The 15,779-nt window shown below is 70.8% G+C and carries 17 protein-coding genes; 12 read left to right on the top strand and 5 right to left on the bottom strand.

Annotation, left to right across the window (positions count from 1 at the left end):
* Positions 1-56: 56 nt before the first annotated feature.
* Both ACZ6WH_RS32595 and ACZ6WH_RS32600 read right to left on the bottom strand, forming a co-directional pair.
* The gene (locus ACZ6WH_RS32595; RefSeq protein WP_432859001.1) at positions 57-296 is read right to left on the bottom strand and encodes a hypothetical protein; all 240 of its coding nucleotides are present in this window, start codon (positions 294-296) and stop codon (positions 57-59) included.
* An 83-nt stretch (positions 297-379) separates the two neighbouring features.
* A complete protein-coding gene (locus ACZ6WH_RS32600; protein ID WP_432859003.1) occupies positions 380-622 on the bottom strand; it encodes a hypothetical protein in 243 nt (80 codons plus the stop codon).
* A gap of 254 nt (positions 623-876) precedes the next feature.
* Between ACZ6WH_RS32600 and ACZ6WH_RS32605 the strand changes: the two genes are divergently transcribed.
* Positions 877-1,227, top strand: coding sequence for a DUF4333 domain-containing protein (locus tag ACZ6WH_RS32605; protein WP_469732986.1), 351 nt, complete (start codon positions 877-879; stop codon positions 1,225-1,227).
* A 59-nt stretch (positions 1,228-1,286) separates the two neighbouring features.
* On the opposite strand, the gene ACZ6WH_RS32610 is transcribed toward ACZ6WH_RS32605, so the two are convergent.
* Together ACZ6WH_RS32610 and ACZ6WH_RS32615 are read right to left on the bottom strand one after the other, a co-directional pair.
* Positions 1,287-1,487 (bottom strand): DUF397 domain-containing protein, encoded by a 201-nt coding sequence (locus ACZ6WH_RS32610; protein ID WP_469732988.1) that lies wholly within the window; start codon positions 1,485-1,487, stop codon positions 1,287-1,289.
* Positions 1,484-2,299, bottom strand: a complete 816-nt coding sequence (locus ACZ6WH_RS32615) for a helix-turn-helix domain-containing protein (RefSeq protein WP_469732990.1) — start codon at positions 2,297-2,299, stop codon at positions 1,484-1,486. Before ACZ6WH_RS32615 ends, ACZ6WH_RS32610 begins: the two co-directional genes overlap by 4 nt.
* Positions 2,300-2,419: 120 nt before the next feature.
* Between ACZ6WH_RS32615 and ACZ6WH_RS32620 the strand changes: the two genes are divergently transcribed.
* Positions 2,420-2,722, top strand: coding sequence for a hypothetical protein (locus ACZ6WH_RS32620; protein ID WP_469732992.1), 303 nt, complete (start codon positions 2,420-2,422; stop codon positions 2,720-2,722).
* A gap of 7 nt (positions 2,723-2,729) precedes the next feature.
* Here the strand turns inward: ACZ6WH_RS32620 and ACZ6WH_RS32625 are convergent, their stop codons facing one another.
* Positions 2,730-3,023 (bottom strand): hypothetical protein, encoded by a 294-nt coding sequence (locus ACZ6WH_RS32625; protein ID WP_469733220.1) that lies wholly within the window; start codon positions 3,021-3,023, stop codon positions 2,730-2,732.
* Positions 3,024-3,330: 307 nt separating this feature from the next.
* On the opposite strand from ACZ6WH_RS32625, the gene gdhA reads away from it, so the two are divergent.
* The 10 genes from gdhA (at position 3,331) to gatB (ending at position 15,561) form a co-directional block, all read left to right on the top strand.
* On the top strand, positions 3,331-4,638 hold the full coding sequence (gene gdhA / locus ACZ6WH_RS32630; RefSeq protein WP_432864733.1) for an NADP-specific glutamate dehydrogenase: 1,308 nt from the start codon (positions 3,331-3,333) through the stop codon (positions 4,636-4,638).
* A gap of 99 nt (positions 4,639-4,737) precedes the next feature.
* Positions 4,738-5,280 carry an LOG family protein gene (locus ACZ6WH_RS32635; protein ID WP_432859011.1) on the top strand — a complete coding sequence of 181 codons (543 nt, stop codon included), beginning with the start codon at positions 4,738-4,740 and terminating at the stop codon, positions 5,278-5,280.
* 279 nt (positions 5,281-5,559) lie between these two features.
* Entirely contained in the window at positions 5,560-6,249 is a 690-nt protein-coding gene (locus ACZ6WH_RS32640) for an SDR family oxidoreductase (RefSeq protein ID WP_432859013.1), read from the top strand.
* Positions 6,250-6,328: 79 nt separating this feature from the next.
* Complete coding sequence (locus tag ACZ6WH_RS32645) at positions 6,329-7,357, top strand: methionine synthase (protein ID WP_469732994.1); 1,029 nt, start codon at positions 6,329-6,331, stop codon at positions 7,355-7,357.
* A gap of 29 nt (positions 7,358-7,386) precedes the next feature.
* Positions 7,387-9,615: an NAD-dependent DNA ligase LigA gene (gene ligA / locus ACZ6WH_RS32650; RefSeq protein WP_432864736.1), complete on the top strand. Its 2,229-nt coding sequence runs from the start codon at positions 7,387-7,389 to the stop codon at positions 9,613-9,615.
* 157 nt (positions 9,616-9,772) lie between these two features.
* Positions 9,773-11,878 carry a putative bifunctional diguanylate cyclase/phosphodiesterase gene (locus ACZ6WH_RS32655; protein WP_469732996.1) on the top strand — a complete coding sequence of 702 codons (2,106 nt, stop codon included), beginning with the start codon at positions 9,773-9,775 and terminating at the stop codon, positions 11,876-11,878.
* Between the two features lie 108 nt (positions 11,879-11,986).
* The gene (gene gatC, locus ACZ6WH_RS32660; RefSeq protein WP_016642027.1) at positions 11,987-12,283 is read left to right on the top strand and encodes an Asp-tRNA(Asn)/Glu-tRNA(Gln) amidotransferase subunit GatC; all 297 of its coding nucleotides are present in this window, start codon (positions 11,987-11,989) and stop codon (positions 12,281-12,283) included.
* A 5-nt stretch (positions 12,284-12,288) separates the two neighbouring features.
* On the top strand, positions 12,289-13,797 hold the full coding sequence (gene gatA, locus ACZ6WH_RS32665; protein WP_432859018.1) for an Asp-tRNA(Asn)/Glu-tRNA(Gln) amidotransferase subunit GatA: 1,509 nt from the start codon (positions 12,289-12,291) through the stop codon (positions 13,795-13,797).
* A complete protein-coding gene (locus ACZ6WH_RS32670) occupies positions 13,794-14,036 on the top strand; it encodes a hypothetical protein (protein WP_469732998.1) in 243 nt (80 codons plus the stop codon). Before gatA ends, ACZ6WH_RS32670 begins: the two co-directional genes overlap by 4 nt.
* Before the next feature lie 16 nt (positions 14,037-14,052).
* Positions 14,053-15,561 (top strand): Asp-tRNA(Asn)/Glu-tRNA(Gln) amidotransferase subunit GatB, encoded by a 1,509-nt coding sequence (gene gatB / locus ACZ6WH_RS32675; protein ID WP_469733000.1) that lies wholly within the window; start codon positions 14,053-14,055, stop codon positions 15,559-15,561.
* Positions 15,562-15,779 lie beyond the last annotated feature (218 nt).

Genomic DNA, 15,779 nt, shown 5'->3' on the forward strand with positions numbered 1-15,779 from the left:
GCGGAGCCCTGTTGCCGGAGGTCATCCGTATGTCGCGCGGTGCGGGCGGCTGCGGATCAGTACAGCGCCCAGAGGGAGATGCGGCCCTTGTTGTCGACGCAGGTGGCGTCCTGGTAGTGCTTCTTCGCCTCAGGGATGTCCGCCTGGCACGCGGCCATGGTGGGGTACATCTCGGGGCCGCCGGCGACATCGTGCCAGCTTGCGGCGGAGGCGGAGCCGGCGGCCGACAGCGGAATGGCGACCGCGGCAGCAGCCACGGCGAGTCCGTAGGTCATGCGCTTGTGCCACGACTTCATACTTCTCTCCTCACATAAGTCGTCTGTTCCACACACGCAGGAACCCTGGTGTCCCGGAGACACCAGGGCCCTTGCGGCGGGGATCAGGTCGCGTAGTAGGGCGTCAGCTCGAACGTGCCGGGCTTGGAGCCCACCATGCAGGCGTAGTTCGTGATCTTCCCCTGGGCCTTCAGCGCCTTGCCCCAGTTGATGCAGTCCTGCAGGTTGCCCTTGCCCGCGATGTCCGCTCCCTGCCGCTCCCCGGCCTGGGCCACGCCGGCAGCGACACCGGAGAGCGCCAGAACGCTGACGCCGACAACGGCGGCTTTCCTGAGGGACTTGCGCATACTTCGCTCCCATTCGTTGGGGGGCCCGCACGCCGGTAGGGCGCGCGGCCGTCCGGAGACGATGCGTACCCGGAACCTCCCGGGCGTGGAAGCAACACTTCCGGTCATCGCTGATGATCCACTTTCGTTCGGCTAACCCCTCACTAACGTGTGAGAAAGGCCGTCGAGCACGGAACCCGCGGCATCCGTCACCGCGTCGTCCGTGCTGATCACGGCCGGAGGGACCGGCCGGAACGGGATGCGGGGAACCACGCATGAAGCGCATTGTCATGGGCCTGGCCGCGATCGCCGCAGTGGCGCTGGGCGCGACGGTGATGGTCTTGAACACCGCCCCCGACGGGGCAGTCCTCACCGCGAGCGGGGACACACACGTGGTGCCGCGCGCGGAGGTGGAGAAGCGCGCGGTGGAGGACTACGGCCGCCCGCTGCGCGACGAGGGGCCGGAATCAGTGAGCTGCGAGGGCGGGCTGCGCGCGCGGAAGTCGGAGAGCGTGGAGTGCACCGCCGTCTTCGACGGACAGCGCAAGCCGATGACGATCTCCGTGACCGGAGTAGAGGGCGACGAGGTGACGGTCGACTTCGCCGTACTGAACCGGAGCGCTTAGCCGAACACGACCCGGCTGCACGGTGGGGCGGAACCTGCCACCGCCCCACCGCCGTACGGTCAGCCGGCCTCCCTCGCGACCCGCGCGTACGCGACGAACTCCGCCCAGGCGCCGGGGGAGACGCTGAAGTGGGGGAGCGCGGTGTCTTTGGAGTCCCGGACGTGTATCGCGTCGGCGGACGAGGCGATCTCGATGCAGGCTTCGCCTTCGCCGCCGCTGTAGCTGCTCTTGAACCATGCCAGTTCGGCGTTCATGTTCATGCCTCTCCTGCCGGCAAACGCTGAATGAAGGACCGCGACGCCTCGGTGTCGAGCGCCTGCGCACGGATCGTGCCGTACCGGTGGCTCAGCACGCTCACGTCGTCGGGCTCGGTGACGAAGTAACTGCCCCTTTGCCCTTCCACATAGACGACGGTGTGGTGGTCCGGAGTCTCCAGCAGGGTCATCGGGCCGTCCACCCCCGCATGTGTCTCTCGCGCGAGCGGCATGACCTGGAGCTGGACGTTGTGCAGGTCGGAAATCTTGAGCAGGTTACGCAGCTCACCCTCCCAGACGGCCTGTCCGCCCAGCTTGCGCAGCAGCGCGGGCTCTTCCAGTACGAACGTCAGTCGGCAGGGTGGCTTGCGAGTGAGCAGCTGCTGAGTCGATAGGCGGGCCTGGACGGACCTTTCGATTTCGTCATCGTCCACGCTGGGTCGCATCGATCGGAACACCGCCCGCGCGTACTCCTCCGTCTGCAGCAGTCCGTGCAGGAAATGCGTGGAGTACACGTGCAACGCCAGCGCCTCCGCCTGGAGTTTGACGTATTCCTCCGCCCACGCCGGGTGGTGTTTCCCGGCCACCTCGGGCGCCAGCACGCTCAGGAGGCCGTTCGCGCCCAGGGCGGCGTCCACCGCGTCCACGTACCCCACCTTCGGGGGTCTCTCGCCGCGTTCGACCATCGCGATGAAGGAATCGGAGTACGGGATGAGCGCGGACAGCTCGCGCCGCGTCATCTCGTGTTTCTCGCGCAGGAAGCGGGACTGCTTCCCGAAGATCAGCAGGCTGATCGGGGGTTCGTTGGTCCGGGTCATCGGGCACCCTCCGCTGACGCTGGTCGTACCGCACCGCACGGATCGCACACTCGCCGTACGCCTCCGCACAACGGATCCGATCCAGTACAGAGAGTAATCGCCGCCACCGACAATCGGTCCATGAGTGAAGAAATGCCTGGTGAGGTGCGTGCGGCCGGCCTTCGATTGCTGCCTTGGACGACCGGCGACGGCCGTCCCTGCTATCTCTCCACCGACGGTTCGGGGCCGGTGTCGGCGCTCGCCGACAGCGTCGAGGAGATCCAGCTCGGGATGGGGGAGGAGCTGCTGTGCCACGCCCGCGCGACGTTCGCCGACCCGAAGGCGACGGACGTCGAGTTCCGGTACCTGTCGCGCTGCCTGGTGGAGGCGCTGGGGGACGCCCTGCGCGTCGCGGGCTGCCGGGCGGCGGCAGCCCGCCGGTGAGTGAGGGCTAGCTGTCGGCCCCGAGGGCCGCGAGGCCGGTGCGGAGATCCTCCGCGTTCATGACCGGCGAGTACTGGACCTTGGCGCCGAGTTCCAGGAAGAACGGCTCCCCGGTCTTCGGCATCTGCGACGCGTCCTGCATGTCGAAGAAGATGTACGCCGTCCGGCAGCCGTTCTCGGTGGTGAAATAGGCCGCTTCGGGGCGGAGGGCCGTCAGCGCGTTCTCCATGGTCTTCGGAAGCGTGCCGTTCCTGATGGCGTCGTTCGCCGTCGGTGTGTCCAACTGGACCTTCAGCATCATTCGCACGGGAACCCCTTTCCGGCCGGGCGGGTGCTCCTTCAGGGGTACCGGACGGGCCCGGTCGCGCTTGTCTCCAGCGTCCCGCTGCCCTGGGACGGCGGCAACGCGGTGGCGGGCCCCCGGCACGCCACCCGGAATTCCGTCCGGGTTTGCGGAGACCGGATACCGCCCGTGGCGGACGGGGACGTAGAGTCGCGGGGGCGACGGGACGACAACGGCTGCTGATCGAAAGGGAGTCAACGTGACCGTGCATACGGAGGACAAGGCCGGGGTCCATGGGGCCGGGCCGGCCGCGCTCCATGCCGAGCTGGTCCGGCGCAATCCCGGGGAACCGGAGTTCCACCAGGCGGCCCTGGAGGTCCTGGAGACGCTGGAGCCGGTGCTCACGGCGCGTCCCGAGTTCGCCGACGCCCGCGTACTGGAGCGGCTCGTGGAGCCGGAGCGGCAGATCATGTTCCGGGTGCCGTGGCTGGACGACCGGGGCCGGGTGCAGGTCAACCGGGGTTTCCGGGTGGAATTCAACAGCGCGCTCGGCCCGTACAAGGGCGGCCTGCGCTTCCACTCCTCGGTCAACCTCGGCATCGTGAAGTTCCTCGGCTTCGAGCAGATCTTCAAGAACGCGCTGACCGGCCTGAACATCGGCGGCGGCAAGGGCGGCAGCGACTTCGACCCGCACGGCCGTTCCGACGCCGAGGTCATGCGCTTCTGCCAGTCCTTCATGACCGAGCTGCACCGCCACCTCGGCGAGCACACCGACGTACCGGCCGGTGACATCGGCGTCGGCGGCCGTGAGATCGGCTACCTCTTCGGCCAGTACCGGCGGATCACCAACCGCTGGGAGTCCGGTGTGCTCACCGGCAAGGGCCTGGACTGGGGCGGCTCGCGGGCCCGTACGGAGGCCACCGGCTACGGGAACGTGCTGTTCACCGTGGAGATGCTGAAGCAGCGGGGCGAGGACCTGGATGGCCTGCAGGTCGCGGTCTCCGGTTCCGGCAACGTCGCGATCTACAGCATCGAGAAGGCGCAGGCCCTCGGTGCGAACGTGCTGACCTGCTCGGACTCCGGCGGATATGTCGTGGACGAGAAGGGGATCGACCTTGATCTGCTGAAGCAGATCAAGGAGGTGGAGCGCGGGCGCATCAGCGAGTACGCGGAGCGGCGCGGCACCTCGGCGACCTACGTGCCCGGTGGGTCCGTGTGGGACGTCCCCGTGGACGTGGCGCTGCCCTCGGCCACCCAGAACGAGCTGGGCGAGGACGCCGCGCGGGTGCTGGTGCGCAACGGCGTCAAGGCGGTCTCGGAGGGCGCGAACATGCCCACCACGCCGGGCGCGATCGCCGTGTTCCGGGAGGCCGGAGTGGCCTTCGGGCCCGGCAAGGCGGCCAACGCGGGCGGCGTCGCGACGAGCGCGCTGGAGATGCGGCAGAACGCCGCGCGCGAGACGTGGACGTTCGAGCGCGCCGAGGGCGAGCTCGCGGCCATCATGCGCGACATCCACGCCACGTGCTTCGAGACGGCGGAGCGGTTCGGGCACCCGGGCGACTACGTGGCGGGCGCGAACATCGCCGGCTTCGAGCGGGTCGCCGACGCGATGCTGGCCCAGGGCCTGATCTAGTACGCGGCCGTACCCGGCCCCCCGATGCCGCTGGGGGCGGGGACGGTACGCGCCGTCCCCGCCCGCCTGCGACGCCCCTCGCGCGCTTATGGTTGCAGTATGAACATTTGTGTCTTCTGCTCCGCCGCCGACCTCGACGAGCGCTACACCACCCCCGCCCGTGAGTTCGCCGAGCTGATCGGCAAGGGCGGCCACGCCCTCGTCTGGGGCGGCTCGGACACCGGCCTGATGAAGGTCATGGCCGACGGCGTGCAGGAGAACGGCGGCCGGCTCATCGGCATCTCCGTGGAGTTCCTGGCCCACAAGGCGCGCGCGGGCGCGGACGAGATGGTGATCACCGCGGACCTCGCCGAGCGCAAGGCCGCGCTCCTGGCCCGCGCCGACGCCATCGTCGTGATGGTCGGCGGCACCGGCACCCTGGACGAGGCCACCGAGATCCTGGAGCTGAAGAAGCACGGCCTGAACGCCAAGCCCGTCGTCGTGCTCAACACCAACGGCTTCTACGACGGCCTCCGCGAGCAGTTCCGGCGCATGGAGGCGGAGAAGTTCCTCCCCGTTCCGCTGACCGAGCTGGCGTTCTTCGCGGAGGACGGCGTGGGCGCGCTGGCCTACCTGGAGGAGCAGGCGGGCATCCAGGGCTGACTCCTGCGCCGCGAGCCCGTATGACTGCCGCGAGTTCGCATGACTGCGGCGAAGTTCGTACGACTTTCGCGCAGGCCCCGATTGTGCAGACCCGGAGGCCCCCACCACCGCTGGCCCCGATTGCGCAGCCCCGGAGACCCCCACCACCGCTGGCCCCGATTGCGCAGCCCCGGAGGCCCCCACCAGGGGGTTACCCAAGCGGGCGCGGGGACAACCGGGGAACCGGAACCGGGGGTGCCCCGATCATCGCGGGGGTGTCCGGCGCTTAGGATCGCTGGTATGGGTACGCACTTGATCACCGGCGCAGGATCGGGCATCGGGACGGCGGTCGCGCGGCGGCTGGCCGACCGCGGCGAGGACTTGTGGCTGCTGGCCCGGGACGCGGGCCGCGCCAAGGAGCTGGCCGCGCAGTTCCCGGGGGCCCGCACGGTCGTCGGTGACCTCGGCGTCCCCGAGAAGCTCGGCTGGGCGCTCGGCCACCAGACGCTGCCGGACCGGCTGGACTCCGTCCTGCACATCGCCGGCGTCGTCGAGCTGGGCACGGTCGCCGACCTGCCCGCCAAGAGCTGGCAGCGCCAGCTGACCGCCAACCTGGTCGCGCCGGCCGAGCTGACCCGCCTCTTCCTGCCGCAGCTGCGGCTCGCGGAGGGCCACGTGGTCTTCCTCAACTCCGGCGCCGGGCTGCGCGCGAACCCGCAGTGGGGCGCGTACGCGGCCAGCAAGCACGGTCTGAAGGCGCTCGCGGACGCGCTGCGCGCCGAGGAGCACGAGAACGGCGTCCGCGTCACCTCCGTGTACCCCGGGCGCACCGCGACCGCCATGCAGGCCAGCGTGCACCAGCAGGAGGGCAAGGAGTACGACCCGTCCCGCTGGATCGACCCGGAGTCGATCGCGACGACGGTCCTCACCGCCCTCGACCTCCCCCGGGACGCGGAGATCACCGACCTCTCGGTGCGCCCCGGCCGCTGAGCCCCGCCACCGGGGCGCGCGACCGCGTGCCCCGGGGCACGGACACGGCAACGCCCTTCGGGCACATAGGGTCGGACGCGTGAGCGACAAGACCACCACCCCCTGGAGCGCCGGCGCGGCCACCGGTATCGGGTCGATGCCCGGCGGTGACGCGCGGGAGGCCGCGAAAACCGTCACCGGCTCCCTCGAACGGCTGCCGTACCTGCCCGAGCTGCCCGCCCGCGGGCCCGGCGCCGACATGATCGGCCGGACCGCCGGACTGCTCGTCGAGGTGTACGCGCACGTGGAGCCCAGCGGCTGGCGGATCAGCGACCGGCCCGGCCGCGACACCCGCCGCGCCCGCTCCTGGCTCGGCGAGGACCTCGACGCCCTGGAGGAGTTCACGCAGGGGTACGAGGGCGCGCTGAAGGTCTCGGCCGTCGGGCCGTGGACGCTGGCCGCCGCACTGGAGCTGCGCAACGGCGAGGCCGCGCTGAGCGACCCGGGCGCCTGCCGGGACCTGACCGCCTCGCTGGCGGAGGGGCTGCGCGGGCACCTCGCGGACGTACGGCGGCGGGTGCCGGGCGCGCGGATCGTGCTCCAGCTCGACGAGCCGTCGCTGACCGCCGTGCTGCGCGGCAGCGTGAAGACCGCGAGCGGCTACCGGACCCACCGCGCCGTGGACCGCGCCGTCGTCGAGGGCGCGCTCCGCGACATCATCGGCGCGGCGGGCAGCGCGCAGGAGGACGGCACCCCCGTCGTCGTGCACTCCTGCGCGCCGGACGTGCCCTTCGTGCTGCTGCGCCGCGCCGGCGCCGCCGGCATCGCGTGCGACTTCTCGTTGCTCACCGAGCGTGACGACGAGGTGATCGGGGAGGCGGTCGAGAGCGGCACGACACTCTTCGCCGGGGTCGTGCCGGGCACTGACGGCCCATTGTCAGACCCTGCCGGTAGCGTCATGGGTGTCAGGACGCTGTGGCGCAGGCTGGGGCTGAATCCGGGGACTCTCAGCGAGTCCGTGGTGATCACTCCCGCGTGCGGGCTCGAGGGCGCTTCGCCCGACTATGCCCGTAAGGTGCTCGCTCATTGCGTCCGGGCGGCGGGATCGCTCGCGGACAACCCTGAGTGAGCGCACTCAAGGACACGGGAGGACAGACGGTGGCCGGCGAAGAGCAGACCGGACAGGCGGGGGACGGCGCGGCGGGAGCCGACGTGCCCTCGGAGGCGCGCGAGCGGCATCAGCGGCTCGCGGAGCAGATCGAGGAGCACCGCTTCCGGTATTACGTCAAGGACGCGCCGATCGTCAGTGACGCGGAGTTCGACAAGCTGCTGCGTTCCCTGGAGGCGCTGGAGGAGGAGCACCCGCCGCTGCGGACGCCCGACTCGCCCACCCAGAAGGTCGCGGGGGCCTACGAGACGGAGTTCACGGAGGTCGCCCACCGCGAGCGGATGCTCTCGCTGGACAACGCCTTCGACGACGAGGAACTGGCGGCCTGGGCGGAGCGGCTGGCCGGTGAGCTGGGCGGCGACCCGAAGTCCGCCGGGTACCACTTCCTGTGCGAGCTGAAGGTCGACGGCCTGGCGGTCAACCTGACGTACGAGCACGGCCGGCTGACCCGCGCCGCCACCCGCGGCGACGGCCGCACCGGCGAGGACATCACGCCGAACGTACGGACCATCGCGGAGATCCCGGACCGGCTGGCGGGCGACCGGATCCCGGAGCTGGTGGAGATCCGCGGCGAGGTCTTCTTCCCGATGGAGGAGTTCGAGCAGCTGAACGCCCGTCTGGTGGAGGACGGCAAGCCCCCCTTCGCCAACCCGCGCAACGCCGCGGCCGGTTCGCTGCGCCAGAAGGACCCCAAGGTCACGGCGACCCGCCCGCTGCACATGGTGGTGCACGGCATCGGCGCCCGCGAGGGCTTCGACATCGACAGCCAGTCCCAGGCGTACGACCTGCTGCGCGGGTGGGGCCTGCCGACGGCCAAGCACAACAAGGTCGTCGACTCGCTCGCCGCGGTGCGGAAGTTCATCACGTACTACGGCGACCACCGGCACGACGTCGAGCACGAGATCGACGGCGTCGTCGTCAAGCTCGACGAGATCCGGCTGCAGGGCCGCCTCGGCGCCACCTCGCGCGCGCCGCGCTGGGCCATCGCGTGGAAGTACCCCCCGGAGGAGGTCAACACCAAGCTGCTGGACATCCGGGTCGGTGTCGGGCGGACGGGCCGGGTGACGCCGTACGCCGTCGTGGAGCCCATCATGGTGGCCGGCTCCGAGGTCGAGTTCGCCACGCTGCACAACCAGGACGTGGTCAAGGCCAAGGGCGTCTTCATCGGGGACACGGTCGTGCTGCGCAAGGCGGGCGACGTGATCCCGGAGATCCTGGGGCCGGTGGCGGACCTGCGGGACGGCAGCGAGCGGGAGTTCGTGATGCCCGCCGAGTGCCCGGAGTGCGGCACGAAGCTGCAGCCGGCCAAGGAGGGCGACATCGACCTGCGTTGCCCGAACGCCCGGGCCTGCCCGGCGCAGCTGCGGGAGCGGCTGTTCTACCTCGCGGGCCGCAAGAGCCTGGACATCGAGAACTTCGGGTACGTCGCGGCGACCGCGCTGACCCAGCCGCTGGAGCCGTCCGAGCCGCCGCTGCGGGACGAGGGCGACCTCTTCGGGCTCTCCATCGAGCAGTTGCTGCCCATCAAGTCCTACGTCCTGGACCCGGACAGCGGGCTGCCCAAGCGGGACCCGAAGACCGGCGAGGAGAAGGTCGTCACCTTCTTCGCCAACCAGAAGGGCGAGCCGAAGAAGAACGCCCTGGCGATGCTGGAGAACATCCAGGCCGCCAAGGAGCGCCCGCTGGCCCGCATCCTGACGGGTCTTTCGATCCGGCACGTGGGCCCGGTCGCGGCGCAGGCGCTGGCCATGGAGTTCCGTTCGCTGGACCGCATCCGGGAGGCGAGCGAGGAGGAACTGGCCGCGGTGGAGGGCGTCGGAGGCACCATCGCCGCCTCGCTGAAGCAGTGGTTCGAGGAGGAGTGGCACCGCGACATCGTGGAGAAGTGGCGGGCCGCCGGGGTGCGGATGGCGGAGGAAAGCACCGGCGATGAAGGCCCGAGGCCGCTGGAGGGCGTCACCGTCGTCGTAACGGGAACACTTCAATCACACACCAGAGACGGCGCGAAGGAAGCGCTGCAACGTCTTGGGGCGAAGGTGACCGGATCTGTCTCGAAGAAGACCGGTTTCGTCGTCGTAGGCGACAATCCTGGGTCGAAATATGACAAGGCCATGCAGTTGAAGGTCCCCGTGCTGGATGATGACGGATTCGCGGTGCTGCTCGAACAGGGCCCCGATGCCGCGCGAGCGGTAGCTGTCACACCTCCGGAGGAGGAGTGAGCAAGACACTCCTTCGGTGCATACCAGACGCTTACGGGTGGTCGGGTCGCATTCGGGCAACCGCTGCCGATCGCTGCCCGTGGCGGCCTTCTGCGGCCTACTGTTGAGGGGTGCGCCTGCCGTGGCGCGGGCACAGCCGGCTGTGAGAGGGATCGGAATGGAACCGACCGACAGCGCCGCTACGGCGTCGCGGCTCCGGCGGCTCGTCATGCCCGCGTTGCCCGCCGCCGTGGTCCTGACGGCCGCCCTGGTGCTCGCGACGGGCGTGATCATGACGATCGGCGGCGGCGCCGCGCTCTTCCCGCGCGGCGCCATCGGCTGGTCGCTGGCCGTCCTGACCGGAGTCATCGTCGGGCATCTCGTCGCCATCGGCAGGGACCGCTGGTCCGGCGGCACCGGCTCCGGTGCCGCACTGGCCCTCGCGGTCCTGCTGCTGTACGGCTGGGTGCCCGCCGCGCTCATCAGCCTGTCCGTCGTCGTCCTGGTCGGCGCCGCGCGCCGGCAGCGCTGGCGGCAGGCGGTGGTGCAGGGCGCCATCGACGTACTGGGCCTGGGCGCCGCGGCGCTGGGCCTCGCCGCCTTCGGCATCACCGCCGGCGTCCCGGAGCCCCGCGGCTCGGGCGAGTGGGACCTCTCGGTCCTGCCGCCCGCCCTCGGCGCGGCGCTGGCGTATCTCGCGGTCACCCGCGCCCTGATGTGGTTCCTGATGGGCTCGCGCAACGGCCGGCTGCCGTCCATCGCGCGCCGCGCGGTGACCCGGCAGGCCCTGGTCGGCATCGCGCTGGTGGGCATAGCCCCGCTGATCGTGGTGGTCGCCGAGCATGCCCCGCTGTTGCTGCCGCTCTTCGCCGTACCGCTCATCGCGCTGGACTCCACGCTGTGGATAGCCAGGGCGCGCGCCGAGGAGCAGCTGCGCGACCCGCTGACGGGCCTGCCGAACCGGCAGTGGCTGCTGGAACGGACCTGGAGCGCGCTGGACGACGCCGAACGGGTCGGCTCCCGCGCCGCCCTGGTCCTGATCGACCTGGACCGTTTCCGGTCGGTCAACGACACCCTCGGGCACCTCGCGGGCGACCGCCTGCTGCTGCAGATCGCCGAGCGGCTGCGGCACGCCCTGCCCCGCGGAGCGGAGGCCGCGCGGCTGGGCGGTGACGAGTTCGCGGTGCTGCTGCCGACCGCCGACTCGCTCACCAGCGCGCAGCGGGTGGCCCGTTCGCTTGTGGCCGCGCTGGGCTCGCCCCTCGACCTGGACGGCCTGACGCTGGTGCTGGAGGCGAGCGCCGGCGTCGCCGTCTATCCGGACCACGCGCTGGACGCCGAGGGCCTGCTGCGCCGCGCGGACGTCGCGATGTACCAGGCCAAGCGGGACCGCAGCGGGGTCGAGGTCTACGAGGCCAAGCGCGACGGCAACACCCCCGACCGGCTCGGTCTCCTCGGCGATCTGCGCCGGGCGCTGGACGCGGGCGAGGTCGAGCTGCACTACCAGCCCAAGGTGCGCTTCGACGGCCAGGTGGCCGGTCTCGAAGCGCTGGTGCGCTGGGTGCACCCGGACCGCGGGAGAGTCCCTCCCGACGAGTTCATCGCCATCGCCGAGTCCTCCGGGCTGATGCCGCGGCTGACCGAGTACGTCCTGGAGACCGCGCTCGGCCAGGTGGCGCGCTGGCGCGCGGACGGGCTGGAGGTCCCGGTCGCGGTGAACGTCTCGCCGCGCGATGTGCACACCCCCGGGTTCGCCGGCGCGGTCGCCGCGCGGCTGGCCCGGCACGGCGTACCGCCCGGCTCCCTCCAACTGGAGATCACCGAGCACGTCCTGCTGGAGGACCCGCAGCGGGCCGCCGACACCCTGAACGGCCTGACCGGGCACGGCGTGAAGATGTCGCTGGACGACTTCGGCACCGGGTACAGCTCGCTGGTGCACCTGCGGCGGCTGCCCGTCAGCGAGCTGAAGATCGACCGCTCGTTCGTGGCCCGGCTCGCGGTGGACACCGAGGACGCCGAGATCGTCCGCTGCACCCTCGACCTCGCGCACTCCCTCGGCCTGCTCGTCGTCGCCGAGGGCGTCGAGGACGACGAGACCTGGGAGCGGCTGCGGGACCTGGGCTGCGACGCGGTACAGGGCTGGCTGGTGGCGGCCGCGATGCCGCCGGACGAGACGACGGCGTGGCTGCGGGCGCGCGAGCACCACGGCTGGCGCCGCGAGTCGGACGGTTCGCCGTCCGACTCCGAGGAGGCCGACCGGCCCTCCGGCCAGGTCGTGAAGTAGCTCACCCGGTCTCCGGCGGGCCCCGGCGGAAAGCGTTTCGCGGTCACGACTCCGCGCGCCATAGGATTGGGGCGAAAACTCCACCGGAAACCAGCAGAGGATCGCTGCATGCCTGGCATCACGCGCGAGGAGGTCGCCCACCTCGCACGGCTGGCACGTCTGGAGCTGAAGGACGAAGAGCTCGACCACTTCGCCGGACAGCTCGACGACATCATCGGCGCGGTAGCCCGCGTGTCCGAGGTCGCCGACCAAGACGTTCCGCCGACCTCCCACCCGCTGCCCCTGACGAACGTCATGCGGGCGGACGAGGTGCGCCCGTCGCTCACCCCCGAGCAGGCGCTCTCCGGCGCGCCCGCCCAGGAGCAGCAGCGATTCAAGGTGCCGCAGATTCTGGGGGAGGACTGACCGAGATGGCCGACACCGCAGCACACGAACTGATCAAGCTCACCGCCGCCGAGACCGCGGCGAGGATCGCGGCCGGTGACGTCACCGCCGTCCAGGTCACCGAGGCCCACCTGGCCCGGATCGAGGCCGTGGACGAGAAGGTGCACGCCTTCCTGCACGTCGACCGGGAGGGCGCGCTCGCCCAGGCCCGCGCCGTGGACGCCAAGCGCGAGCGCGGCGAGAAGCTCGGCCCGCTGGCCGGCGTGCCGCTGGCCCTGAAGGACATCTTCACGACGGAGGGCATTCCCACCACCGTCGGCTCGAAGATCCTGGAGGGCTGGATCCCGCCGTACGACGCGACGCTGACCACGAAGCTCAAGGCCGCCGACGTCGTCATCCTCGGCAAGACCAACATGGACGAGTTCGCCATGGGGTCCTCCACCGAGAACAGCGCGTACGGCCCGACGGGCAACCCGTGGGACCTCACCCGTATCCCCGGCGGCTCCGGCGGCGGCTCGTCCGCGGCCCTCGCCTCGTACGAGGCCCCGCTGGCGATCGGCACGGACACCGGCGGTTCGATCCGCCAGCCCGCCTCCGTGACCGGCACGGTCGGCGTGAAGCCCACCTACGGCGGCGTCTCGCGGTACGGCATGGTGGCGTTCTCCTCCTCCCTGGACCAGGGCGGGCCGTGCGCCCGTACGGTCCTGGACGCGGCGCTGCTGCACGAGGCGATCGCGGGCCACGACCCGATGGACTCCACCTCCATCGACGCGCCGGTCCCGCCGGTCGTCGAGGCCGCCCGCAACGGCTCGGTGCAGGGCATGCGCGTCGGCGTGGTGAAGCAGTTCCGCGGCGAGGGCTACCAGGCCGGTGTCATCCAGCGGTTCGACGAGTCCGTCGCGCTCATGCGTGAGCTGGGCGCGGAGATCGTCGAGCTGGACTGCCCGTCCTTCGACCTCGCGCTGGCGGCGTACTACCTCATCGCGCCCTCGGAGTGCTCCTCCAACCTGGCCCGCTTCGACGCCATGCGCTACGGCCTCCGGGTCGGTGACGACGGCACGAAGTCGGCCGAGGACGTCACGGCCCTGACCCGCGAGGCCGGCTTCGGCGACGAGGTCAAGCGCCGGATCATCCTCGGCACGTACGCGCTCAGCTCCGGCTACTACGACGCGTACTACGGCTCCGCGCAGAAGGTGCGGACGCTGATCACCCGCGAGTTCGAGCAGGCCTTCGAGCAGGTCGACGTGATCGTTTCGCCGACCACGCCCACCACCGCCTTCCCGATCGGCGAGCGTGCCGACGACCCGATGGCGATGTACCTCGCCGACGTGTGCACGCTCCCCGTGAACCTCGCGGGCAACGCGGCCATGTCGCTGCCCTGCGGCCTCGCGCCCGAGGACGGGCTGCCCGTGGGCCTGCAGATCATCGCCCCCACCATGAAGGACGACCGGCTGTACAAGGTCGGTGCCGCCGTCGAGGCCGCCTTCGTGGAAAAGTGGGGCCACCCGCTGCTGGAGGAGGCACCGTCACTGTGAGCGCCATCACCAAGAAGGCCAAGAACTTCAAGAAGTCCAAGTCGGGTCTGTACCTGGCGATGGGCACCACCGCTTTCGGCGCGCTGAGCGTCGCCAAGCAGGCGAAGCTGGCCCGGCAGGAGAACGACACGCTCCGGCTGATCGACGCTGCCGTCTCGGCCGCGGCGATCGTGACCGGCCTGGCGATCCTCTACCGGGAGCTGAAGCACCTGGGCGACGACGACGTCCTGCTGGGCTGAGGGAGAAAGTTTCACCGTGACTGTCACTGACCTGGTCTCGTACGAGGACGCCCTCGCGACGTACGAGCCCGTCATGGGTCTTGAGGTGCATGTCGAACTCGGCACCAAGACCAAGATGTTCTGCGGGTGTTCGACGACGCTCGGCGCCGACGCCAACACCCAGACCTGCCCCACCTGCCTGGGGCTGCCCGGCTCGCTCCCGGTCGTCAACGCGACCGGCGTCGAGTCCGCCATCAAGATCGGCCTCGCGCTGAACTGCTCGATCGCCGAGTGGTGCCGCTTCGCCCGGAAGAACTACTTCTATCCGGACATGCCGAAGAACTTCCAGACCTCCCAGTACGACGAGCCGATCGCCTTCGACGGCTACCTCGACGTACAGCTGGAGGACGGCGAGGTCTTCCGCGTGGAGATCGAGCGCGCCCACATGGAGGAGGACACCGGCAAGTCCACGCACGTGGGCGGCGCGACGGGCCGTATCCACGGCGCCTCGCACTCGCTCCTGGACTACAACCGTGCCGGCATCCCCCTCATCGAGATCGTCACCAAGCCCATCCAGGGCGCGGGCGAGCGGGCCCCCGAGGTCGCCAAGGCGTACGTCGCCGAGCTGCGCGAGCTCATCAAGGCGCTCGGGGTGTCCGAGGCCCGCATGGAGATGGGCCAGATGCGCTGCGACGTGAACCTCTCGCTGATGCCCAAGGGCAGCGAGACGTTCGGTACCCGCTCGGAGACCAAGAACGTCAACTCCCTGCGCAGCGTCGAGCGCGCCGCCCGGTTCGAGATCCAGCGGCACGCCGCGGTCCTGAACGGCGGCGGCTCGGTCGTCCAGGAGACCCGTCACTTCCACGAGGACGACGGCTCCACGACCTCCGGCCGCATCAAGGACAACGCCGAGGACTACCGGTACTTCCCGGAGCCCGACCTGGTCCCCGTCGCCCCGTCCCGCGAGTGGGTCGAGGAGCTGCGCAAGGGTCTGCCCGAGATGCCGCGCGTCCGCCGTAACCGGCTGCGCGAGGAGTGGGGCGTCTCCGAGCACGACATGCAGTCGATCCTCAACGCCGGTGCGGTCGACCTGATCGTCGCCACCACGGAGGCCGGCGCGGACTCCGCGTCCGCCCGCAAGTGGTGGATGGGCGAGCTGGCCCGCCGCGCCAACGAGGACGGCGTCGACCTCGACGCGCTGCCGATCACTCCCGAGCAGGTCGCCCGGGTCGCCGGGCTGGTCGCCGAGGGCTCCCTCAACGACAAGCTGGCCCGCCAGACCATCGAGGGCGTGCTGGCCGGCGAGGGCACCCCGGACGAGGTCGTCGAGAAGCGCGGCCTGAAGGTCGTCTCCGACGAGGGCGCGCTGGGCAAGGCCGTCGACGAGGCGATTGAGTCCAACGCCGCCATCGCCGACAAGATCCGCGGCGGCAAGGTCGCCGCGGCCGGCGCCCTGGTCGGTGCGGTCATGAAGGCCACCCGGGGCCAGGCCGACGCGGCCCGAGTCCGCGAGCTCATCCTGGAGAAGCTGGGCGTGGAGGGCTGACCTCCCGCACTTCCGCCGAGGGGCGGCACGTCTTCGGACGTGCCGCCCCTCGCGCGTTTCCTTCGGCACCGGCCGGTACGACGGAACCGGACGACTCCTCGTGGGCCGACGGGTGTTCGCAAAGTTGTCATCCCGATACGTATCGCCGGCCACGCGGGGCTTCTATCGTCCCTCGCGCACCACATCAATGGACCGACCGCGGACCATTGGAGACGACT

The sequence above is a fragment of the Streptomyces sp. NPDC050806 genome (assembly GCF_055586425.1).